This is a genomic window from Adhaeribacter radiodurans, from assembly GCF_014075995.1.
GTDB classification, from domain to species: Bacteria; Bacteroidota; Bacteroidia; order Cytophagales; family Hymenobacteraceae; genus Adhaeribacter; species Adhaeribacter radiodurans.
In genome coordinates, this window is sequence record NZ_CP055153.1 from 692580 (window position 1) to 715640 (window position 23061).

Sequence of the window (23061 nt, forward strand, 5' to 3'; positions counted from 1 at the left end):
CTGAGGCTAGTATTACCCGAAAAGCTGTCTACAGAAAATCTCTGATAAAAATTAATAAAATTTTAAAAATGAAGCATTTACATACACTATTCGCTGTTTTTATGCTGATTAGTGGGGCGGCCAAAGCCCAGAACATTGAAAAAGAAGCTCCCCCGGGTTTCGACGTGGTACAACCCAATATTGCACATGGTAAAATAGACACCATTACTTACGATTCAAAAACGGTTGGCACCAAACGCCGGGCTTTAGTATACACGCCGCCAGGGTATTCAAAAAGTAAAAAATACCCGGTGCTGTATTTATTACACGGCATTGGCGGCGACGAAAAAGAATGGCTGAAAGGCGGCCAACCCCAGGTGATTCTGGATAATTTGTACGCCCAGAAAAAAGTACAGCCCATGATTGTGGTATTACCGAACGGCCGGGCCATGAAAGACGACCGGCCGGTAGGCAATGTTTTCGACAGCGTTAAGGTGCAAGCCTTTGCTACTTTTGAAAAAGATTTACTGAACGACCTAATTCCGTACGTCGAGAAAAAGTATCCAGTCCGGAAAGAACGGGAAAACCGGGCCATTGCCGGTTTGTCGATGGGAGGGGGACAATCCTTGAATTTTGGCTTAGGGAATTTAAATAAATTTGCCTGGGTAGGCGGATTCTCTTCAGCGCCCAATACCAAAAAACCAGAAGTGTTAGTAGCTAACCCCGAAGAAGCGAAAAAGAAATTAAAACTGCTTTGGATTTCCTGCGGCGATAATGATGGCCTGATTACCTTCAGCAAACGGACCCACGATTATTTGTTTACTAATAATGTACCACACGTTTATTACGTGGAACCGGGCGGGCACGACTTCAAAGTTTGGAAAAACGGATTGTATATGTTCTCGCAGTTCTTATTTAAGCCAGTGAATACGGCCTCTTTGCCTAAGTATTCCGTTTTAGGAAGCCCAGCTTCTACCAACATCCGTTCGGCGAAGTACCCGCAAATTTTACCTGACAACCGGGTAATATTCCGGATAAAAGCACCCAAAGCTCAAAAAGTACAAATTGATTTAGGTAAAAAATACGACCTGGTAAAGCAAGCCGATGGCTTTTGGGAAGCAACCACTGATTCTATTAGCGAAGGTTTTCATTATTACTCTTTACTCATAGATGGCATTGCCTTAGCTGACCCCGCCAGCGAAACTTTTTACGGTATGGGCCGCATGGCCAGTGGCATTGAGATACCTTTCCGAGGAGGAGATTATTATGCTTTAAAAGAGGTGCCGCACGGCGAAGTACGCATGAAACGCTATTTTTCGCCGGTAACTAACTCCTGGCGGCGATTTTACCTCTATACCCCGGCTGGTTACGATGTAAATACTTCCGAAAAATACCCGGTACTGTACATTTTACACGGGGGCGGGGAGGACGAACGCGGTTGGGCCACGCAAGGTAAAACCGATTTAATTCTGGATAATTTAATTGCTGGGAAAAAAGCCAAGCCCATGCTGGTCGTCATGCTCGATGGCAATATGGGTATGTCCGGGTTTAATGAAAATGCTTTTCGGATTTTTGAAAATGAATTAAAGCAGGTGGTTATTCCGGAAGTAGATAAAAATTACCGGACCTTACCGGATGCTAAAAACCGGGCGTTGGCCGGTTTATCCATGGGCGGTTTGCAAACGTTACACGCTGGCATGCGGAACACGCAATTATTTAATTATTTGGGCGTATTCAGCTCCGGCTGGTTTAGTAATCAACCGGCATTATCGAATCCGCAATACGAATTTATTCAAAATAATATGGCCACCATAAACAACAACCTGAAACTGCTGTGGGTAGCCATGGGCGGCAAAGAAGATATTGCTTACAACAACTGCAAGGAAATGCTCGCCAAGTTCGACCAGATGAAGGTGAAATACACTTACTCCGAATATCCCGGTGGACATACCTGGCCGGTGTGGCGCAATAACTTGTATAATTTTGCACCGCTTTTATTTAAATAAGTAAGCAGGATTGGAGAAAAAATGGTCGAAAAACGGTACAACCATTTGCTAACTTAAGGTGCATTCGACATAAGCACTTATTATACAAACAGCCAATAGCCGTATTAGTAGCAATGTCAAAATATACTTCTGCTGCTTTTTACTGTCTGTCTAGGTTTCTTCAGTAAGAAACTATTTGGCTATGTAGTTAAATAGTTTCCTCCTGGAGGACCGAGTAAGAGTAGAATAGCTTTTTCCCAGGTGTTCTTTTCGTATCTCGAATTAATGTAAACTTATCCCTAATAGATTGACTACGGAATACCTAAATCAGCATAAACAACAATCAATTTTCAAACCGGGAATGGGAAGGGTTTTTCCGATAAACCTTGGGCGAGACACCAATGTGTTTTTTAAAAAGACGCGAGAAATAGAACGGGTCCTTTATTTTTAATATAAACGAAATCTCAGAAACAGAATAATCCGTGTTATTCAAATAATTTAGGGCTCCCTGTATCAAAAAATCCTGCACGACGTGTAACGCCGACTTGCCCGCCACCGATTGACAAATCCGGTTTAAATGAATGGTGGTAACTCCCAATTCCTTCGCGTACTGAGAAATGTTTTTAGTGTCGGTTAAAAGCGATTCTTTAATGAGATTCTGGAAATCCTGGTAGTACTTTAATTTTCGGTTATCCTGGGTGAAAGACTTATTCTCTTGGTGGTAAAGCGCCCGTAAGCTTTCAACTAGCAATAGGGTTAGGCTGGATTGTAAAACCAAAGCTTTTCCTGCCAGATCAGCATTCAGTTCCTGGGCAATCTTATCCGCCATAAGCGATAAATTTAAAAAATTGGCACCAGCCAGTTCTGCGGCTAAAATATGTACTTTATTAAATTTCAGCTTGAAGGCAGGCAGCGGTTTTAAAATTGCATCCAGGTAATTACTGGAAATAGTAAAAGCCCAACCCTTGGTTTTGTCATATAGAAAGCCATGTACAATATTAGCCGGAATAAGAACTAAACAGGGACCCGTAACCTCAACTTCTTTTTTTGATAAAGTTACCATCACCTTTCCTGCCTTAATAACCAGAATATGCATTAACAAAGTATGCAAATGCGGTTTGATTTGCCCGTCGTACAATTCAATTAAGGAATCAAATGATTGTACATGAATGAAGTCAGAGGGTATGGGTTTACTACGCTCCCCATATAGGTGGTAATTATCAAATTTCTCTTTATACATGAAAGTAATATACGTTTAAATAATGTATGTTTTGTAAAAACAATAAGTTCTTTCGGTGCATTCCAAAATGAATATTATAGTATAAATAGCCCTTTATTTAAGTAATATCTGCTACTAAGCTTAGTTTATTGGACCAATTCTGACAAATTTTTAAATTTATTTAAGAGTTCTGATTAAATAATAGGACGTAAAAATGTTTCATTTATCCATGTATTTAATCGAAATGATCATAAACCTAACCTCTTATAAACTTACTTTTACTTAACTGTTAAGTTTATGATTAATAAGGTTGTAGTAAATGCGCAAGCGGCATTATCGGACGTTCCGGATAACGCCACCATTATGTTGGGAGGATTTGGTTTGTGCGGAATTCCGGAAAATTCTATCGCGGAACTCTTGCGCAAAGGCGTTAAAAATTTAACCTGTATTTCCAATAATGCCGGGGTAGATGATTTTGGAATTGGTTTACTATTACAAACCCGTCAGGTAAGAAAAATGATTTCTTCTTACGTGGGCGAAAATGCCGAATTTGAGCGCCAGCTTTTATCCGGAGAACTGGAAGTGGAGCTTATTCCCCAGGGTACGCTCGCGGAGCGCATTCGGGCCGGTGGAGCGGGCATCCCGGCTTTTTATACACCGGCGGGTTATGGCACTGAAGTAGGCGCAGGCAAAGAAGCCCAGGAATTTGATGGGAAAATGTACATCAGAGAAAGCTGGCTAAAAGCGGATTTTGCATTGGTAAAAGCCTGGAAAGGTGATACAGCCGGCAACTTAATTTATAAAGGCAGTGCCCGCAACTTTAACCCCATCATGGCTACTGCCGGCAAAATTACCATTGCCGAAGTAGAAGAATTAGTACCAGTCGGCGAGTTAGATCCGAATTATATCCATACTCCGGGTATATATGTGCAGCGTATTTTTCAGGGGCAACAATACCAAAAGCGCATTGAACAGAAAACAACCAGAAAAGCAATCTCCACCACTGTTTAAAAAACTAAAATGCCCTTAGATAAAAACGGAATTGCCCGGCGTATTGCCCAGGAATTACAAGATGGTTATTATGTGAACCTGGGAATAGGCATTCCAACGTTGGTGGCCAATTATATTCCAGCCGGAATAAATGTGGTACTTCAGTCGGAGAATGGCCTGCTGGGGATGGGGCCGTTCCCGTTGGAAGAAGAAGTGGATGCCGATTTAATTAATGCGGGTAAACAAACCGTTACTACCTTACCCGGATCTTCTATTTTCAGTTCCGCCGAAAGCTTTGCCATGATTCGGGGAGAGCACGTGGATCTTACGGTTTTAGGAGCCATGGAAGTGTCGGAGAAAGGAGACATTTCTAACTGGAAAATACCAGGCAAAATGGTAAAAGGCATGGGGGGAGCGATGGATTTGGTAGCTTCGGCCAAAAACATTATTGTGGCGATGCAGCATACCTCTAAAGATGGACAATCCAAACTACTCCCTTCCTGCTCCCTCCCTATTACCGGTTTGGGTTGTGTAAAAAAGATTGTAACAGATTTAGCGGTGCTGGATATAACACCGAATGGTTTTAAACTATTAGAAAGAGCGCCGGGCGTAACCGTGGAAGATATTATAAAAGCTACCACCGGAAAGCTTATCGTGGAAGGAGAAATTCCGGAAATTGCCACTTAATCTACATTAAAAGTTGCCTTACATCATTCTTAATCGCCAAATTATTTAATAACTCTACATGAAGAAATTATTCCTGCTAATTTTCTTTTTATGCTTCACAATTGCTGCTTATTGTGCCAGAATTGACTCCCTAGACATTCCGAGTGCGGCCATGGGTAAATCCTACAAAGCCGTGGTAGTGCTCCCCAAAACCTACGCCAAAAGTAAAACTAATTACCCGGTCATGTACTTGTTACACGGTGGATTTGGGCACCACAGCGATTGGACTATCAAGACCCCTAATAAAAATCTGGTTCCCGAGCTTGCCGACCAATACAACATGATCATTGTAATGCCGGAAGGCGAAGTATTTAGTTATTACATCGATAGCCCGGTAGATAAAAACAGCCAGTTCGAGACTTACCTCACGCAGGAAGTTATTGCCAAAATAGATAACTCCTACCGAACCATCCGGAATGCGAAAGGCAGAGCCATTACCGGACTTTCTATGGGTGGCTACGGCGCCTTATTTTTGGCCACCCGGCAACCGGACTTATATGGGGCGACCGGCTGCATGAGTGGGGCGATTGACTTACGCCTGGATAACTGGAAATTTCCACCCGAAACGGCTAACAATGTTAAGAAAGGATTTGAATCCCTCCTGGGCCCCGTTGAAACTTTGCCGGAGGTATACGATGCCCATTCTGTAGTGGATATGTACAATAAAATGAAAGCTAATGGGGTAAAGCTTATCATCGATTGTGGCGTGGATGATTTCTTAATTGAGCCGAACCGGGAACTGCACCGCCGCCTGGTTTACAATAAAACGCCGCACGACTATGCCGAACGACCCAGCGGGCATACCTGGGACTACTGGCAGAATTCGCTACCTCACCACGCTTTGTTTTTTGCCAAAGCTTTTGAAAGTCTAAGTGTTACCAAGTAAGCTCTGCCTAGAATTTACAACTTAGTCCGAAATAATTTATTATTCTAAAATCAATAGTAATGGCGCTCAAGACTCAAAAGTCCTTCCTTCCACTCATCCTCCTTTGCCTCTGTTTTTTAATTTTTGCCAACCAAGCGATAGCGGCAAAAGTAGATACTATCCAAGTGGCTAGTCAGGTGATGCAAAGAAAAATTAAGGCGGCCGTTGTACTACCGGCTTCCTATAAAAAAAATAAAAAATCTTTTCCGGTTCTTTATTTGCTGCACGGCGGTACCGGAAAGTATAGCGATTGGTTAAGTAAAACGCCGGATAAAACGTTGCTGCATCGCATGGCCGATACTTACAACCTCATTATTGTTACCCCCGATGGCGGACCCACCAGTTACTATTTCGATAGCCCCTTAGATAAAAACAGCCAGTACGAAACCTTTATTTCTAAGGAGTTAATAGGAAAAATAGATGCCAGTTATAAAACAATAAAGGATAAAAAAGGCCGCCTGATTGCTGGTCTCTCCATGGGTGGTCACGGGGCCTTTTATATTGCTACCAAACATCCGGATTTATTTAGTGCCGCCGGCAGTATGAGCGGCGTGATGAACATCAACACGGCCACCTGGAAAGTGCCTGCTGAATTTGCCCAATCCCGGGCGCAGAATTTTGCCAAGTTGTTAGGCCCCCCTCAAAATGAATTTTCGCCTTACCCAAATTATACCGCCGTTGGCTTAACCGATCGGATAAAAGCCAGCGGTCTGAAGTTGATATTTGATTGCGGCGTGGATGATTTTTTGATTGAACCAAACCGGGAACTTCACCGGCTATTACTTGCCAATAAAACCTCGCACGAATACATCGAAAGGCCCGGCGGACATACCTGGGACTACTGGCAAAATGCCCTATCCGACCAAATGCTGTTTATGCACAAAGTATTACAGGAAAATGGCGTGGCTATTCAGTAGCTATCGCAAGTTAAAATAGCTTATCGGTTATGACATTTTTTTAAATTTTCTTCGACTTAAAACTCTTTAGCCAAATCCAACAGGCGATAACTATTCTTTATTTTTTAAAATCCATCCTAATTAAAATACATGAAAATTAAACTTTTACTTTTTTCTGCTTTATTACTAAATGGTTCGTTGGCGACAATGGCCCAGAAGAAGGCAGAAGAAGCTCTTGCACCATTAATTGCCAGTACCACCCAAGCCATTGTGCCAACCGAATACGGCAAAGTGCGGGGGTATATTCATCATGGTATATTCACTTACAAAGGGATTCCGTACGCTAAATCAGACCGCTTTCAGGCGGCTCAAAAGCCAGCTTCCTGGGAAGGAGTGCGCAGTTCCATGTCGTATGGTCCGGTTTGCCCTACCGATCCTACCACTACTGTTTATGACGAAATTGAATTTCCATTTCAGCACAACTGGGGGTACACCAACGAAAATTGCCAAAGTCTGAACGTGTGGACGCCCAAAATAAACGATGGCAAAAAACGCCCGGTAATGGTTTGGTTACACGGCGGCGGGTTTACGGCCGGTTCTGCGGTAGAACTACCTTCTTACGACGGGGAAAACCTGGCCCAAAAAGGAGATGTGGTAGTGGTTACGGTAAATCACCGGCTAAATATTCTGGGCTTTCTGGACCTGTCGGCTTACGGCGACAAATACAAAGGTTCGGCCAACGCTGGTTTAACGGATTTAGCCATGGCTTTACAATGGGTGAAGCAAAATATTACCCAGTTTGGCGGCGACCCGAATAACGTAACCATTTTTGGCCAATCGGGAGGTGGTGGCAAAGTTACCTCCTTAATGAATGCGCCGTCCGTGAAAGGTTTATTTCACAAAGCCATTGTGCAAAGTGGTAGTTACATTACCAATTTTACTGAACCGGCCGTAACTAAGCGCATAAGTGCCGCTTTGTTGGAAGAACTAAAATTGCAACCTAACCAGATAGATTCGCTGCAAAAAATATCATACGAACGTCTGAACGCGGCCGGTAAAAAAGCCATTGGCAAAGTTCAGGAGGCCTTGAAAGCCGAAGGTAAACCCAATACCAATTTAGGTTGGGGACCCGTATTGGATGGTAATTTTTTACCTTATCAACCATCCGATCCGAAGGCTATTTTTTTATCCAAAGATATCCCGTTACTGGTAGGCACCACCAAAACCGAGTTCGCCCCATTCAATCCGGCTAATCGGGTACCAACCATGGAAGCCGCCAAGACAAATTTAACCAAACAGTACGGAGCTAAAACCGATGCGTATCTATCGGCGGTTAAAAAGGCTTATCCTGAAAGTTCAAAGCCGTCTGATTTCGTATTGTTTGATTTTGGTTTTTGTGCATTAGCCATAGACCAGGCAAATAACAAGGCCCAGCAAGGTACGGCTCCGGTTTACATGTATCTATTTACCTGGGAATCACCGGTGCTCGATGGCGCTTATAGTTCCATGCATTGTATGGAATTGCCTTTTGTATTCGATAATATTAACCGTTGTGAAGAAATGACGGGTGGGGGTCGAGAGGCGCACGTCTTAGCCGATAAAATGAGCACCGCCTGGATAAATTTTGCTAAAACGGGTAACCCGAATCACAAAGGTTTGCCTACCTGGCCCAAATACAGCAAAGGAAATGGCGCTACCATGCTGTTCGACAATACGTGCGCGGTTAAAAATAATCATGACAAAGAGCTGATTCAATTAGTTACTGCGAAATAATTCCAGTTAGTAAGTACAATTAAAGCAGGTAGCTAATCAGGAAGTATACCCATGAATGATTTGGTCGAAGCAGCATCCTGGTAATTTCAAATAGCTTTTAATCTTAAAATTTAAAAAAATAAGCTCCTATTAAGTGTTAGCAATCCTGGGCTTTGCCACCATCGTGGTTTTTCTATTACTGATAATCACCAAAAGATTGTCGGTCATTACGGCGTTGGTGGTAGTTCCTTTGGCTTTCGGGTTATTCGCCGGATTTACCATTCAGGAATTAGCCGAAATGATATTGACCGGTATCAAGCAAGTGGCGCCCACGGGTATTCTACTAATTTTTGCAGTGCTTTACTTTAGTGTGATGCTGGATGTGGGTTTATTTAATCCGCTGGTCAGCCTTATTATGAAGTATGTAAAAGGCGACCCGTTAAAAATTGTAATGGGTACGGCTATCTTAACCATGATCGTGCATTTGGATGGCGACGGTACCGCTACCTTCATGATTGTTATTTCCGCGTTTCTTCCTTTGTACAAGCAGCTTAATATGAGCCGACTGGTGTTGGCGGGTATTGTGGCCTTAAGTGTCGGGCCGATGCACCTGGTGCCCTGGTCCGGTACTTCGGCCCGCGCCATCGCTACTTTGAATTCCGATGCCATCCATATTTTTAATCCTAATATTCCGGCCATTTTAGCGGGCATCGGGTGGGTTTTATTCGTGGCTTATTGGTTCGGTAAAAAAGAACGGAAACGGTTAGGTATCATCCCGTTCACCTACGACCATCAAGCCATACTCACTCCAGAACAGGCTGCTCAGCAAAGACCTAAATTAATCTGGTTCAATGCTTTGATAACGGTTTCACTCATTATTATCCTGATGAAAGGCTGGGTACCAGCGCCGGTATTATTTATACTTGCCAGTACCTTGGCCTTATTGGTTAATTATCCCAAACCTAAAGATCAGCAACAGGTCTTAAAAGCCCACGGGGCCAATATATTTTTAGTGAGTAGTATGATTTTCGCGGCCGGCGTATTCTCGGGTATATTAACCGGCTCCCAAATGATTACTGCTATGGCGAATAGCCTGGTAGCTCTGATTCCGGTTGAACACGCCAGCCTGTTGCCAGTACTGACGGCTCTTACCAGTATGCCGGCCAGCATGCTCTTTACCCCGGATGCTTATTACTTTGGTGTGGTTCCCATACTGAGCAAGGCGGCACAACATTATGGTTTGGATGCTCTGCAAATTGGTCGGGCTGCTTTATTGGGGCAAATGACGGTTGGTTTTCCTTTGAGCCCCTTAACGGCCTCTACATTTTTATTAGTGGGACTCACAGAAGTAGATCTGGGGGATCATCAGAAATTTATTTTTAAATGGGCTTTTGGCACAACCTTGGTAATGACCATCGTGGCGGTACTTACGGGCTCTATAACTATGTAGCAACAGTTAGTTATTTTCAGAGGTAAAGATCCCTAAAAAAGTAATTTTTTTAAAATGATAAAAAATAAAGTACGCATTGGGTGTGGCGCCGGCTTTTCCGGAGACCGGTTAGAACCAGCCGTAATTCTGGCCGAAAAAGGCGAGCTCGACTACTTGGTACTGGAATGTTTAGCGGAACGAACCATTGCCCTGGCCCAAAAACGAAAGTTACAGGACCCAACCAAAGGATACGACCCCTTACTGGAACGCCGCATGGAAATGCTGCTGCCAATTCTGAAAAGTAAAAATATTCGGTTAATTACCAACATGGGGGCCGCCAATCCAATTGCCGCGGCTGAATTAATTTGCTGCATTGCCCGAAAAACAGGCCTCTCCGTTTCGGTGGCGGCCGTTACCGGGGATGATGTCTTGAACCTGCTCTCTGGGGAAGAATTAACTTTAGAAACTGGCAAACCACTCCATACCGTCGGGCAAATTGTTTCTGCCAATGCCTATTTGGGAGCAGATGCTATCTTAACAGCCTTAGAAACCGGGGCCGATATCATTATTACCGGCCGGGTGGCTGATCCTTCTTTATTTGTAGCGCCGCTTATTCATGAATTTAATTGGTCTTTGGATGATGCTGATAGAATGGGCCAGGCTACGGTTATCGGGCATTTAATGGAATGTGCGGGTCAGTTAACCGGGGGTTACTTTGCCGACCCGGGTAAAAAAGAGGTACCCGATATGGCCAGTTTAGGGCATCCCTTTGTAGATATTTATCCCGATGGAAAAGCCATTTTTAGTAAAGTAGCAGAAACGAGCGGTATCTTAAATCTGGCTACGGTCAAAGAACAATTGCTTTACGAAGTAATGAATCCACAGCAATATTTTACTCCCGATGTGGTAGCGGACTTCACCCAGGTCCGTTTACAGGAAGTTGGTCCGAACCAGGTGCAGGTAACCGGCGGCCGTGGCGAAAACAAACCTGCTACTTTAAAAGTGAGCGTGGGCTACCAGGCTGGTTTTGTGGGCGAAGGCGAAATTTCATATGCTGGCCCCAATGCCTTGGGGCGGGCGCAACTCTCCGGTGCTATTATCAAGCAAAGGTTAAGCCCTCATTTTCCAGAACTCCGCGTGGATTATATTGGCAGCACCTCGGTGCACCGCACCCAATTGGGTAATTACCCGGAACCGTATGAAATCAGATTACGGGTGGCCGGTAAAGCTATTACCCCCGAAATGGCTGCCCGGGTAGGGGAAGAAGTAGAAGCGCTTTACACCAACGGCGCGGCCGGTGGCGGCGGAGCCCGGAAATACGTACAGGAAGTAATCGGCATTATTTCAATCCTGCTTCCCCGGAATAAAGTTAATCCCACGGTTACCGTTCAGCGCTCATGAAAATAAAATTATACGATATTGCCCACAGCCGAGCCGGCGACAAAGGAAATACCTTAACCTTATCGCTGATTGCTTACCATGAAGAAGATTATACTTTATTAGTGGAAAAAGTAACGGCCGCCGCCGTAAAGAGCCATCTGCAAAAAATTGTTTCCGGAGAGATAACCCGCTACGAACTACCCCATTTGGCGGCCCTTCAATTTGTTTGTCAGGATGCCTTACTGGGCGGCGTGACCACCTCCCTCTCCCTGGACCCGCACGGCAAAACTTTAAGCTTTGCGTTATTGGAAATGGAGATTGAAGGATAAGAATTACACATCACATAGAGTCGTTATAAATCCAACCAAAGGAAGTTTGTAATAATCCAACAAAGGCTATTGGCGGAAGCATTACCATCGATGGCAACTGATTATTTAAAAATTAACGGGCTTAAAAATTTTCGAAAGAGGCTATATCACCAAACATAAAAACGTATTAATTCTGGATAATCTCATTGCCGGGAAAAAAGCCAAGCCCATGCTGGTTGTCATGCTCGATGGCAATAGGAGAATGTCCGGATTTAATGAAAATGCTTTTAGAATTTTAAAAGGAATTAAAAAAAGGTATTTATTCCGGAATTAGATAAAAATCACCGGACCTTACCGGATGCTAAAATCTGCGTGCTGGCTGATTTATCCATGGGCGGAAAAGAAGATAATGCTAACCAAAACTGGAAGGAACTGCTCGCCAAGTTTGACCAAATGAAGGTCAGATACACCTACTCCGAATCTTCTGGCTGGCATTCCTGCCTGGTTTGACGCAATAACCTGTATAATTTTGCGCCGCTCTTATGGAACAAAATTAATGGTAGCTGGTCCCTTCTAAAGTTAATGGCAATCACGCTCTAAATAATGCATTTATATTTATCAAATTATAGTTGGTTTTTAATAATTAACCAATAATTTGCCTTATCATGGAATTCTGTTGCCACACGAATAGGCAAGAGAATTATCCTTACCTATTCACTACAACTAATTATAACTAATACTCAATGAAACAAAAGATTACCGGTGTTCTTATTGCCCTGTTATTTTTATTTGCTTATGTAAGCTTTACTCCTGATTCCTCGCTGTACGATGATTATACCAAATGGCAGCAATACGGCGGCGGACCTGATCAATCACGCTATTTTAAAGGTTCTCAGATTACTAAAAAGAATGTAAACAAGTTGCAGGTGGCCTGGGTTTATCCAACCACCGATTCCGTGCCTAATTTTTTCAGTCCGATAGTGGTAGATACCATCATGTACGTGATGGCTAAGAATTATTCTTTAGTAGCCATTAATGCCCTTACAGGGAAAGAAATCTGGATACATGCCAACTTACAGGGGTTAACCCGCCGGGGCATTAACTATTGGGAAAGCAAAGATCGCAAAGACCGCCGGTTATTGTTTACCCTGAATAATTCCTTGCAGGCAATTGATGCCCTAACCGGAAAATCGATCCTGACCTTCGGTACGGATGGATATGTAGATATGCGGGAAGGTTTGGACCGGGAAGTAGCGAGCATCCGTCGGATTCAACCCATGATGCCCGGTGTAGTATATGATAATTTAATAATTATGGGGTCCGCGCCTGGTGAAGGGTATTTCTCGCCGCCGGGCCACGTAAGAGCTTATAATGTAGTAACGGGTAAACAGGAATGGATCTTCCATACCATTCCCCATCCGGGGGAGTTTGGTTACGAAACTTGGCCGAAAGATGCTTACAAGTACGTGGGTGCGGTAAATGTGTGGAGCGAAATATCGGTAGATGTTAAAAGGGGTATTGCTTATTTGCCTTTAGGTTCACCTACTTATGATTATTACGGGGCCGACCGTTTAGGCAGCAACTTATTTGGCAATAGCCTGGTAGCTTTAGATGCCCGCACCGGCAAACGCTTGTGGCATTTCCAGACAGTCCACCACGATTTGTGGGACTATGACCTGGCTTCTGCCCCGCAATTAATAACCGTAAAACATAAAGGCAAACGCATTGATGCGGTGGCGGCGGCTACCAAGCACGGCTTTATGTTTGTATTTGATCGGGTTACAGGGGAACCTATATTTCCTATTGAAGAAAAACCGTTTCCGACCAGTGAGATGCCCGGCGAACAAGCCTGGCCTACGCAACCCATTCCGACGGTGGTATCCAGCTTTACCCGGCACGAGGTTACCAAAGAAACCCTTAACCCTTATTATTCCCAGGCAGAAAAAGATAAATGGCATAAGCGTATTGCCGCTGCTAAATCGGGTCTGTACATTCCGCCTTCCGATAAATATGAAACCATTGCCGTGCCTGGTGCTCTGGGCGGGGTAAATTTTGGTAATACCGCCGCCGATCCCACAAAAGGAATGGTGTACATTTTAGCGCAGGAATATCCTTCGGTTTACAAGCTCGAAAAAATTAAAGCACCTACCGAAATGATGTCGAAGGATGATGTACTAAAAGCAAAAACGCTGTACGCGAGTACCTGTAAGTCTTGTCACGGCGAAAATATGACGGGTGCGGGCATTGCGCCTTCTATTGTTAACGCCGGACAACGCATGGGCATTGATGACTTTAAAGGTTTATTGGCCGCCGGCCGCGGACAAATGCCGGGTTTTGCGCATATCCAGGAAGAACAGGTAACCGCTATTTACCGTTTCTTAGGCGGTAACCCAGCCATGCGAGTTGGTTTTGGCAGAAAAAATGACTCTTCAAAAATGCCGGAAGGCCCGGTAGTGGCGTCAGGTGGAGCCAAGGTTAACCCAGATGCCAGAGTTGTGGCGCCTATGTCGGATTACCCCGAAGATGTGGAACATCCCCAGGATCGCTATACCACCGATTATGGTACCTTCTGGCCAGGTTTATTAAATCCAAAATGGTCGAGGGTGATGGCCTATGACCTGAACACCGGCACCGTAAAATGGGAGCATACTATTGGGGAAGATACCCTGGCACTTAATAAAGAAACGAAAAATTTAGGTACTCCGGGCGGAGCGCAAAGAAAAGGCATGGTGGTTACCTCTAATGGGGTGCTGTTTTGTACGGCCAAGGGCGGAAAGTTATATGCTTTTGATTCTGATAAGGGCAAGCTGTTATGGGAAACTACGCTGAGCCACGAATCGAACGCGCAGCCGATGATGTATGAAATTAAAGGTAAACAATATCTGGTGGTGAATGCTACATCTAACTTTGGGCGGGATGGTATTAACCACGCCAAAAAGCCGGGAGCTTTACCAAGGGGTTATGTAGTGTATGCACTGCCGGATAAAAAATGAGAAACCCAGGTTTGCCAATAGACTCCATTTGGAATACTTGTATCTATTTTTAAAAAAATATAATTTAATACTTACCACTTTTTAGTTAACTAAATCTACTGCGAATCATGAACCATTTGCTTGCCTTATTATTCACTTTTATGATGGTTCCGGCTACCGGTCAGCCTACAAAAAATCGTGTTGTTCCCAACGATCCGGCTAAATACCGACAATTATCAGCCGTACATGCCGGCGCCGGTAAAATGGGCTTTACCCAATTAATCGGGCGCACTGAATTATCAACGAACTTCCTTTACCTGCATTCCGGGATTATTGATCCTAAATCCGGCATTGGGCATCATTTTCACCACAACATCGAGGAAATGTATGTACTGCTAACCGGAGAAGCCGAATTCACCGTAAACGGCCGCACTTCTAAAATAAAAGCACCGGCGGTAGTGCCTTGTAAAATGGGAGATGCGCATGCTATTTACAACCCCACCGGTGAAAAGCTAAAATGGCTGAATTTTGCGGTAAGTAAAGTAAAAGGCCAGGCCGATAATTTTGATTTAGCCGATGCCCGGGTTGGCGCCACCCTGGATCCTATACCGGTTTTTGTATCCGGCCGCATGGAGCGAAACACGCTTAAAATCAACAATCCGGCTTATCTGGGTAATGGCGTGCTTTACCGCCGGGTATTGAACTCCGATATTTTCCGTACCAACTGGAACCACGTGGACCATGTAGTTATTCCGGCCGGCAGTACCGCCGGACCCCGGGAACTGGATGGTATCGAAGAAGTTTACTACGTGATAAAAGGCTCGGGATCGGTAGCGCTCAACAATGAGAAAGTTGCTATTAAAGCCGATGATTCATTTTATGGCTTATTAGGAGAAAAGGCCACGATTTCCAATGATGGAAAGGAAGATCTGGAATTGCTGGTGATAGGGGTAGCTGCTTCTAAACCAAATACAGCCAGCTTGCAAACAACACCGGGTAAAGCAAAAGCCATGGTGTTGCAGATGGATTTTAAAGTTCCGAAAGCAGAAAGCGAAGCTTTTGAAAAAATGTATAACACCGTTTATGTACCCGCCATGAAGGTGCAAACCGGCTATCTAGGATCTAAACTGCTGCGCCTTTATCCGGAAAACTTAGCGAAAGAAATCCAGGCCGAAGCAACTACTTATAATTACCAGATCCAGATCTCGTTTGACACGGAAGAAAACCGGCGCAAATGGGTAGCCAGCGGCCAACACCAGATTGCCTGGCCGGCTGCCTCCAAAATTGGCAAAGAATTTAAGTGGCGCGGGTATGATGTTATGGGTGCCGATGACCAGCGATAAACATTTTAAGTTATTTTAAGATACTGCTATAAATCATAATTATGTAAACTGGTAAATTTTAGACATTAATGCTTTAGAATTTATAGTCATTATTGAGAGGTAATCCCATTAAAACAGTAATAAATTTTATTAAAATAAGAAGTCTCCTTCAATATTAAGGAGACTTCTTATTTTAATAACTACTTCGAATTGTGTAGTAATACCACAGCAGCTTCCTTAGCATTTACTAAAGCTGAACTTTAGAGCCGGTTCCCGTCTCTAAAGTTCAGCTTTAGTAAATGCTAAGGAAGCTTTTATTACTGTTCGTCATATTTACCCTTAAACAAAATATTTTAAAAAATAAGATTATAGGTATTTATATAATTACACGTTTCTAATACTAGGCTTAAGAACTTAGTAGTAGAAAAAGATTATTGCATTTTTACGCGGAGCAGGTAATTAGAAGCAGTAATATAGATGGTTTTACCATCGGGAGTTAAAGCGCAGTTTGCCGCTACTATTCCGTTCAGCTTTATTTTTCCGAGCAACTTGCCAGTTTTATTAAATATCCAAAGCCCTCCCGGTCCGGTAGCAAACACATTGCCCGCTTTGTCTATTTTTAAACCATCGCAGCCACCCGGTGCTTTTTCCTGTTTTACATTATAAAAACTTTTGCCATTTGTTAAGGAACCATTCGCCGCAATATCATACGTATACCATCCATTTTTCTTATCAGCAGAGTTAGATATGAGTAATGATTTACCGCCAGGGAAGATTCCAATCCCGTTGGGTTGCTCAATCGAATCGGTTAAAAGTGTTACCAGTCCGGCTTTATTCATTTTATAAACGCCTTGGTAGGATAATTCTTTCTTGGGGTCAGTATTACCGCTTTCAAAACCATAAGAAGGATCAGTAAAATACAGATCGCCGGCGGCAGTAAGTAAAAGATCATTGGGGCTATTTAGTTTCTTGCCTTTATATTCTCCTGCTACCGTAACATAGTTAGTCTTTGGCGCATGAAGCGGTGCGTCCATCATGGCTATTCTTCGGTCGCCGTGCTGGCAAAGTAGTAGTTTTCCATCCTTATCAAGAAGAAGCCCGTTAGACCCCAAAAAACCACCCCGAGATTCCTGGCCGGTATAGCCCGAAGGTTTTAAAAAAACTTCTTTCCCTTTAGCTTCGGTCCACTTGTAAACGGTATTAGCCGGCACATCCGAAAACAAAAGCATTTTATCTTTCTCCACCCATAATGGGCCTTCGGTAAAAGTAAATCCTTCCGCTAGTACCTCAATCTTGGCGTCTTTTTTTATAACCCTGGAAAGTTCATTCGAGCTAAACTCAATAGTACCAATATTAGGTTTGGTTTCTTGGGGAAATCCCGAAAAACAGTTGGAAACTAAAAGTAAAATAAGCGTACACTTCTTCATATATTATATTTGATTGAATAAAAAATCGGCACTAATCGCAGAAGTAATTTTTAAATTTTTGCCTATTATAGTATTTGGATGCTGGCCAAATTTTTAAGAATTAAGGGCGAATGCATAAGTCTTAGCTGTTGATGCAGCGATAATACTTCAGCTTTCATTTATAATTAAAAGGAAAAATAGTTATTCTATTTTAAGTATCAAATTTCTTTTTCTGCACTAGCCATTCCTTCACCTTATTCACAAGTATTTACAAGATCGGGGTTAAATGGCCATGCTATTTTATGATTTACATTGATTAAAGTCAGCTATAGGGACTCTAAAAAATCAAACATTATAAATAAAGCTCGGTCTTGCCTAAATAAACTTTGGTATTAGTAAGCAGTGAATTAATTAAAGGTACCTAGAGGTTGAATTGCTTATAGTAAACTTATGATGCAGTTTATTGCAGAAAACTTATTCTAAGTAAAGAAGCTGTTTAGTAAACGAGTTTTTGGTTGATTTTACGAATAAGTTGAACAGCTAAAGCAAGAAAATGGAGGGCAAGCCAATGTGGCGCTTTAGCTTCAAATCGGATGAGTAGCGCTTTGTAGCTATCCACCCAAGCATTGGCTTGCTCAATGCCCTTTCTTTTTTTGAATAAGAGTTCCTCAAAATACACATACTCCGAAGTGAATTCCCTATATCTTAGATTAAAGGAAATATTAGCTTCTATTTGCATTTGAGAACATCGGTTTCTAAACTCCGGGCTATCAAATCCAGCGTCGGCATTTAAAAATAAGCCAGCGGTTGGAATACCAGGTTCCTTTAATAATCCACATAATTGTTCAAACAACTGCTTTATTTGAAATAAATTATGATGTTGCCCGGCTACCGGCCCCTACAAGCAAGCATCAATCCTTTATTATCCTTAAAAATAAGCTATTCCCGCTATTTGCTGTTTTACTGTTCTGATATCCCACGCATTCTCCCCCATTGCTTTACCTGTTATTCTTCTGGAGGTTCTTCTTTACTAAACAGCTTCTTCATTTATAAATTTTACACCAAGCGAGGTAGTTATCATAATTATTCTATTTAGCCTGATTAAATTATTACTCAAATAAAAATAGTTTTAACTTAATTCATGAGCAGTTCTTATTTTTATACCAATAGAATATAATAGAACAGAAAGTATGTCAAAAGGAAACAAGGAAGCTATTTTTAACAAAATCGAACATCAATTAACAGAGCAAGAGTTTACCATCGATAAACAAGATCAAACCCGGCCCTGGGGTGGTTTTTTTGTGATTAATGAAGACCAGGCTCAAGCTTTTGCCGATACGTATTTTGATGGCATGGCTATCGAAAATTTAAAAATATCGGGGAAACTCAGTCCCAAGATTCTGGTGGTAGCCCCGCAAACCCGCCTTTCGTGGCAGTACCATTTTCGCCGGGCCGAAATCTGGAAAGTTATTCAGGGGAAAGTGGGCGTAATCACCAGCCCCACCGACGATGAAGGGGAACTAAAAACGTACGAAGTAGGTGGTTTAATTACCTTAAAGCAAGGCGAGCGCCACCGGTTAGTGGGTTTGGATGATTGGGGCGTTTTGGCCGAAATCTGGCAACACACGGATGCAACTAATCCTTCGGATGAAGAAGATATTGTGCGGGTACAGGATGATTTCGGGCGGTAGAAATAGCTGAAATTTTAAAAATTTAATTTTTTGCTAACTACCCGTTTTAGTCGGTCCGTCCAAGTAGCTTTGGGTGGGTAAGGCTTGCTGGCTGCCCGATAGATATTATTAGCTATTTCCTTGCAGGTTGCGCGCTATACTTAGATTCGGAATCTTAAAATTAGAGAATTTAGGGCCTTTCCTTTGTTAAATAATACACTAAATATGTATATTCCCGGGGTGTAAGTCATTCGCCTTGAATAAAATACTACCCATTTTTGGACAGGTAATTTTTTGGATAGTTGGGCTGTGCCTGATAGCAGCTTGTACCCAAACGCGTACAGCCCAGCCAATTATAAAAACAGTTCATCCGGATAAGATTAAAAAGTTGTACGACTTGGGCTACCAAAACCTGCGAAGCATGGACACGGTAGGGGCCTTGGCCGACTCTTTGCTGCGTTTGGGCCAAACCAACCCTGATGCGCGCTTAAAAGGAAAAATTTTAAAAGCGAAGTACTATTGGCTAACAGGCAATTACCAAAGTGCCATGCCTACCGTTTTGCAGGCTTTAGAACTGGCTCAGCATACTAGCATTAATCCGGAGTTGCCGGTAATATATTCTATTATTGGTAATCTTTACAAAGAAAAAAAGAACTATCTCAAAGCACTGGAGTCAACGGCCAAAGGCTTGGAGGCGGCACAGACCCTTCAGGATACCAGTAATATTATTTTTCATATCCGGTTAAAAGCCCTGTTTACCCGCAGTTACGGCACCGAAGTCAAAGACTCCACTTTAATTAATCAAGGATTTAAAATTTATTTAAACGGACTGAAATTAGCGGAGAGCTCGCCGGCATTCGAAAAAGACCGGATAGCTTATTATAATAACATTGCTCAGATTTACTTAACTGATAAAAAAGATTATTAAAAAGCGATTTTTTATGCCAAAAAAGCTTTAGCCATTGCTACAAAATATAAACAGTTTTCTTCGTTAACCTATACTTATAACTGGTTAGGCGAGTCTTATTTTGAATTGGGACAACAAGCGCAAGGGTTGCGTTATTTGCAACAAGCTCTGCAATTTGCCCATCAGATAAAACTCCCGTACCGCGCCATGGAAATTTACCAGGTAATAGCGCGTTATAACCAGCAAATGGGCAACTACCAGCAAGCCTTAACTTATTTTACCCGCTACGACTTGCTGCGCGATTCCTTGGCTTTGCTGGAAAATCTGCGGTTGATGAATGAGCTGGAAGTACAGTACCAAGCCGGCCAAAAAGATCAGGAAATTAACGTACTTACTCAGAAAAGTAAAACCCGCGCCATTCAAATGTATGCTACGTTGGGCATTATGGGTATTTTAATAATTTCAGGAATAGTTTTTGGCTTGCAGTTCCGGACTATCCGGCGAAAAAACATCTTGCTGAACACTCAAAATGAACAAATTAATGAGCAGGCCGAGAAGTTAAAACTGCTCATGAAAGAACTGCACCATCGGGTTAAAAATAATTTACAAATTGTATCTAGCCTGTTAAGCTTGCAATCGAATCGTTTACAAGACGAAGACGCCCGGAGAGCGGTGAAAGTAGGACGGCAGCGCATCGAAGCCATGTCGTTAATTCACCGGAGTTTGTACCAGCAAGACAATCCTAATTTAGTAAATATGCGAGAGTACATTACCGACTTAGCCGAAAGTTTAATGGAGAGCTTTGGCGTTAGTAAAGGAGAACTAAAGCTAGACTTGTGCATTTCGGTTGCCGAATTGGATGTAGATAAAGCTTTGCCCATTGGTTTGATTATTAACGAATGGGTTACCAACGCTTTTAAATACGCCTACCCCAACGTACCTGAGCCACATTTAAGCATTAACTTGCAAGATAATAATGGGTTGCAATTACTCATTCAGGATAACGGACCCGGATTGCCGGCTGCGGTCTGGGAAAAACCGCAAACTTCCTTTGGTTTAAAATTAGTAAAAGTACTCAGCAAACAATTAAATGGTACATGCAGCGTACAGAATCAGAACGGTACTACTTTTACGCTGCATGTACCAGAAACTACCCTTAAAAAAGCAAGCTAAACCCTATGGCAGATGGTGAGGTACGCATTCTAATTGTAGAAGACGAAGGCATACTGGCGCTAGGGCTGGAAGATACGCTAACTACGGATGGGTACGAAGTAGTAGGAATTGCCGATAACGGTCCGGAAGCTATTAGCTTAATTAAAGAAAATCCTGTAGATCTGATTTTGCTGGATATTCACATTAAAGGTGACTGGGACGGCATTGAAACGGCGCGGCACATTCGGGCGCTAAAAGATATTCCGTTTATTTACCTTACTGCCTTTGCCGACGAAGGTACTGTTAACCGGGCCAAAGATACTTTTCCGGCGGCATACCTTACCAAACCTTATCAACAAACTAACCTGCGCATTGCTATTGAAATGGCTTTGCACCAGTTTGCTTACCGCAAACAAAATGAGGCCAAAGTAATCCCGTTAAACAAAACCGTTGAGAAAGATAAAAATAACTTAAGCGGCGAAACCATTTTGGCTATTAACGACGCCATTTTTTTAAAGCAGAACTACCGTTTTTTAAAAATAATTTTAACCGACATTCTGCTGCTCGAAGCTGACAGCAATTTTACCTACATCTACACCCGCGACAATAAGTTTGTTTTGCGCCACGGTTTGCAGCACGTAATTGAAAAAATAAACTTACCGCAACTAGTGCGGGTACACCGGTCTTTTGCTGTGAATATGCAGCACCTGGAAACCTTTAACGATAGCTTTGTGGTAATTGGCAAACACGAGGTGCCTTTAGGCCGCAACTACAAAGAAGAATTTTTTAAAAATTTTAATTTTTTGTAAGCCTCCGTTTACATACAACCTTGCTTGCTTCGCATACAAACCAGCGTAGTTAGCATACTATTTTTCCTACTCCCTTTCTTCATTTCCTACATTCAGGCTACTAGTTAAAGCAAAGCCGGCAGAAATTATTTACGCACCAGCTGCCAGCGTGCAAATTCCGGTACCCGCGTCCGTATGCGGGGGATTTACCTGTGCCATTCGCATATACTTACTTTTAACTCATTGGTCATGAAACACTATTACCTCCGCTTCTTAGGCTTATTCTTCCTGTTTTTTCTGGGAGTAGGAAGCACCTCCGTTTTTGCCGAAAAATTTTTCTACGAGATTGGTTACGACCAGAGTTCGGGTCGTATTTTTATTACTGTATCGGTGGATGAACGAGATCAATGCTTTACGTGCAAGATTGATAAATTACAAGACTTGGATATTACCTATACCATTAACAACAATACTACTAATCTGTTGGTTGATGGTTCGCATAGGAATCGTAACGGGAATTACAAAAATGAATTACTGGTTAATAACAATTCTAACTGGGACGGTAAACTCGACAAACAACGTTATTACATTAATATTCCCAGTGCGTGGTTTGGTAAATCGGTAACTATCAGAACGCATTATTACTGGGGAGATAACAGCGATAAAGAAGGTAACAAAGAAGATACTTATGCTATTGCGGGTTTACAGGGTAGCCCTATTATAACGGCATTCCCAACCGGCGAACAAAACCAAATAAAACTTACCTGGGACAAGCCGGGAGCGAACGGTTATGCCCCCGAAAAAATCAGGTATTATATTTACCAGAACGACCAACTCCTTGCGGGCTTAGATTATAATACCACCAGTTACATCGATCCTAACTCGGTATACGGGTACCGCTACAATTACCGGATAGTTGCCCGAGTAGGTTTAAACCGCGAAATTTTATCAAACAATCCTAATTATTTTGATGTATGGAGCAACAATATAACAGCCTGGAAAAATAGTAAACTGGTTCTGACTCCCACCTTCGCGCCCTGTGCTACCGGCATTACCTTAACCTGGCCTAAACCTAACCTGGATGGTGCTTATTCATACAAAATATTACGAAGTGCCCGACCTGACTTTAGTACTATCACGAATACTTTTGACGTAAACGGCGGCCTGAACACCCTTTCCTATTTCGATGATACCAATTTGCAACACCAGAAGTCATAAGGCCCGATAAGCAGGTAGCTACGGAACTAACTTCGGA

General features: G+C 42.7%; 20 protein-coding genes. 17 read left to right on the forward strand and 3 right to left on the reverse strand.

The genetic code is table 11. The annotated features are described in order from the left end of the window. The first annotated feature begins 68 nt into the window (after positions 1-68). Positions 69-1985 (forward strand): alpha/beta hydrolase-fold protein, encoded by a 1917-nt coding sequence (locus HUW48_RS03345; RefSeq protein WP_182414324.1) that lies wholly within the window; start codon positions 69-71, stop codon positions 1983-1985. A gap of 322 nt (positions 1986-2307) precedes the next feature. Here the strand turns inward: HUW48_RS03345 and HUW48_RS03350 are convergent, their stop codons facing one another. Further along, positions 2308-3204, reverse strand: coding sequence for a helix-turn-helix domain-containing protein (locus HUW48_RS03350; protein WP_182414325.1), 897 nt, complete (start codon positions 3202-3204; stop codon positions 2308-2310). Positions 3205-3480: 276 nt separating this feature from the next. Between HUW48_RS03350 and HUW48_RS03355 the strand changes: the two genes are divergently transcribed. From HUW48_RS03355 to HUW48_RS03405, 11 genes are all read left to right on the forward strand, one after another. After that, positions 3481-4194, forward strand: a complete 714-nt coding sequence (locus HUW48_RS03355; RefSeq protein ID WP_182414326.1) for a CoA transferase subunit A — start codon at positions 3481-3483, stop codon at positions 4192-4194. A gap of 9 nt (positions 4195-4203) precedes the next feature. After that, complete coding sequence (locus tag HUW48_RS03360; RefSeq protein WP_182414327.1) at positions 4204-4860, forward strand: 3-oxoacid CoA-transferase subunit B; 657 nt, start codon at positions 4204-4206, stop codon at positions 4858-4860. A 58-nt stretch (positions 4861-4918) separates the two neighbouring features. After that, a complete protein-coding gene (locus tag HUW48_RS03365; protein WP_182414328.1) occupies positions 4919-5785 on the forward strand; it encodes an alpha/beta hydrolase in 867 nt (288 codons plus the stop codon). Positions 5786-5844: 59 nt separating this feature from the next. Continuing rightward, complete coding sequence (locus HUW48_RS03370; protein ID WP_182414329.1) at positions 5845-6741, forward strand: alpha/beta hydrolase; 897 nt, start codon at positions 5845-5847, stop codon at positions 6739-6741. Between the two features lie 129 nt (positions 6742-6870). Then, entirely contained in the window at positions 6871-8493 is a 1623-nt protein-coding gene (locus tag HUW48_RS03375) for a carboxylesterase/lipase family protein (protein WP_182414330.1), read from the forward strand. Between the two features lie 133 nt (positions 8494-8626). Then, positions 8627-9922 carry a CitMHS family transporter gene (locus HUW48_RS03380; RefSeq protein ID WP_182414331.1) on the forward strand — a complete coding sequence of 432 codons (1296 nt, stop codon included), beginning with the start codon at positions 8627-8629 and terminating at the stop codon, positions 9920-9922. Positions 9923-9979: 57 nt separating this feature from the next. Beyond that, positions 9980-11302 carry an acyclic terpene utilization AtuA family protein gene (locus HUW48_RS03385; RefSeq protein WP_182416258.1) on the forward strand — a complete coding sequence of 441 codons (1323 nt, stop codon included), beginning with the start codon at positions 9980-9982 and terminating at the stop codon, positions 11300-11302. Further along, on the forward strand, positions 11299-11610 hold the full coding sequence (locus tag HUW48_RS03390) for an AtuA-related protein (protein ID WP_182414332.1): 312 nt from the start codon (positions 11299-11301) through the stop codon (positions 11608-11610). Before HUW48_RS03385 ends, HUW48_RS03390 begins: the two co-directional genes overlap by 4 nt. A 351-nt stretch (positions 11611-11961) precedes the next feature. Further along, positions 11962-12099 carry a hypothetical protein gene (locus HUW48_RS03395; protein WP_182414333.1) on the forward strand — a complete coding sequence of 46 codons (138 nt, stop codon included), beginning with the start codon at positions 11962-11964 and terminating at the stop codon, positions 12097-12099. Between the two features lie 233 nt (positions 12100-12332). After that, positions 12333-14582, forward strand: a complete 2250-nt coding sequence (locus HUW48_RS03400) for an outer membrane protein assembly factor BamB family protein (protein WP_182414334.1) — start codon at positions 12333-12335, stop codon at positions 14580-14582. A gap of 107 nt (positions 14583-14689) precedes the next feature. Then, complete coding sequence (locus HUW48_RS03405) at positions 14690-15904, forward strand: cupin domain-containing protein (protein WP_182414335.1); 1215 nt, start codon at positions 14690-14692, stop codon at positions 15902-15904. Between the two features lie 410 nt (positions 15905-16314). Here the strand turns inward: HUW48_RS03405 and HUW48_RS03410 are convergent, their stop codons facing one another. Further along, positions 16315-17310, reverse strand: a complete 996-nt coding sequence (locus tag HUW48_RS03410) for an SMP-30/gluconolactonase/LRE family protein (protein WP_182414336.1) — start codon at positions 17308-17310, stop codon at positions 16315-16317. Positions 17311-17785: 475 nt separating this feature from the next. Next, the gene (locus HUW48_RS03415; protein WP_182414337.1) at positions 17786-18142 is read right to left on the reverse strand and encodes a hypothetical protein; all 357 of its coding nucleotides are present in this window, start codon (positions 18140-18142) and stop codon (positions 17786-17788) included. A gap of 337 nt (positions 18143-18479) precedes the next feature. On the opposite strand from HUW48_RS03415, the gene HUW48_RS03420 reads away from it, so the two are divergent. The 5 genes from HUW48_RS03420 (at position 18480) to HUW48_RS03440 (ending at position 23024) form a co-directional block, all read left to right on the forward strand. Next, entirely contained in the window at positions 18480-18980 is a 501-nt protein-coding gene (locus HUW48_RS03420; RefSeq protein WP_182414338.1) for a cupin domain-containing protein, read from the forward strand. Between the two features lie 235 nt (positions 18981-19215). Continuing rightward, positions 19216-19887, forward strand: coding sequence for a tetratricopeptide repeat protein (locus HUW48_RS03425; protein ID WP_182414339.1), 672 nt, complete (start codon positions 19216-19218; stop codon positions 19885-19887). A gap of 33 nt (positions 19888-19920) precedes the next feature. Further along, on the forward strand, positions 19921-21039 hold the full coding sequence (locus tag HUW48_RS03430) for a sensor histidine kinase (RefSeq protein WP_262891520.1): 1119 nt from the start codon (positions 19921-19923) through the stop codon (positions 21037-21039). Between the two features lie 5 nt (positions 21040-21044). Beyond that, positions 21045-21827: a response regulator gene (locus HUW48_RS03435; RefSeq protein WP_182414341.1), complete on the forward strand. Its 783-nt coding sequence runs from the start codon at positions 21045-21047 to the stop codon at positions 21825-21827. Positions 21828-22055: 228 nt separating this feature from the next. Further along, entirely contained in the window at positions 22056-23024 is a 969-nt protein-coding gene (locus HUW48_RS03440; protein ID WP_182414342.1) for a fibronectin type III domain-containing protein, read from the forward strand. The last annotated feature ends 37 nt before the right edge of the window (positions 23025-23061 follow it).

Excerpts from the sequence above, each read along its gene's own strand:
- HUW48_RS03345 (WP_182414324.1), top strand. The coding sequence starts at position 69 with ATGAAGCATTTACATACACTATTCGCTGTTTTTATGCTGATTAGTGGG.
- HUW48_RS03350 (WP_182414325.1), bottom strand. The coding sequence starts at position 3,204 with ATGTATAAAGAGAAATTTGATAATTACCACCTATATGGGGAGCGTAGT.
- HUW48_RS03355 (WP_182414326.1), top strand. The coding sequence starts at position 3,481 with ATGATTAATAAGGTTGTAGTAAATGCGCAAGCGGCATTATCGGACGTT.
- HUW48_RS03360 (WP_182414327.1), top strand. The coding sequence starts at position 4,204 with ATGCCCTTAGATAAAAACGGAATTGCCCGGCGTATTGCCCAGGAATTA.
- HUW48_RS03365 (WP_182414328.1), top strand. The coding sequence starts at position 4,919 with ATGAAGAAATTATTCCTGCTAATTTTCTTTTTATGCTTCACAATTGCT.
- HUW48_RS03370 (WP_182414329.1), top strand. The coding sequence starts at position 5,845 with ATGGCGCTCAAGACTCAAAAGTCCTTCCTTCCACTCATCCTCCTTTGC.
- HUW48_RS03375 (WP_182414330.1), top strand. The coding sequence starts at position 6,871 with ATGAAAATTAAACTTTTACTTTTTTCTGCTTTATTACTAAATGGTTCG.
- HUW48_RS03390 (WP_182414332.1), top strand. The coding sequence starts at position 11,299 with ATGAAAATAAAATTATACGATATTGCCCACAGCCGAGCCGGCGACAAA.
- HUW48_RS03400 (WP_182414334.1), top strand. The coding sequence starts at position 12,333 with ATGAAACAAAAGATTACCGGTGTTCTTATTGCCCTGTTATTTTTATTT.
- HUW48_RS03405 (WP_182414335.1), top strand. The coding sequence starts at position 14,690 with ATGAACCATTTGCTTGCCTTATTATTCACTTTTATGATGGTTCCGGCT.
- HUW48_RS03410 (WP_182414336.1), bottom strand. The coding sequence starts at position 17,310 with ATGAAGAAGTGTACGCTTATTTTACTTTTAGTTTCCAACTGTTTTTCG.
- HUW48_RS03420 (WP_182414338.1), top strand. The coding sequence starts at position 18,480 with ATGTCAAAAGGAAACAAGGAAGCTATTTTTAACAAAATCGAACATCAA.
- HUW48_RS03435 (WP_182414341.1), top strand. The coding sequence starts at position 21,045 with ATGGCAGATGGTGAGGTACGCATTCTAATTGTAGAAGACGAAGGCATA.
- HUW48_RS03440 (WP_182414342.1), top strand. The coding sequence starts at position 22,056 with ATGAAACACTATTACCTCCGCTTCTTAGGCTTATTCTTCCTGTTTTTT.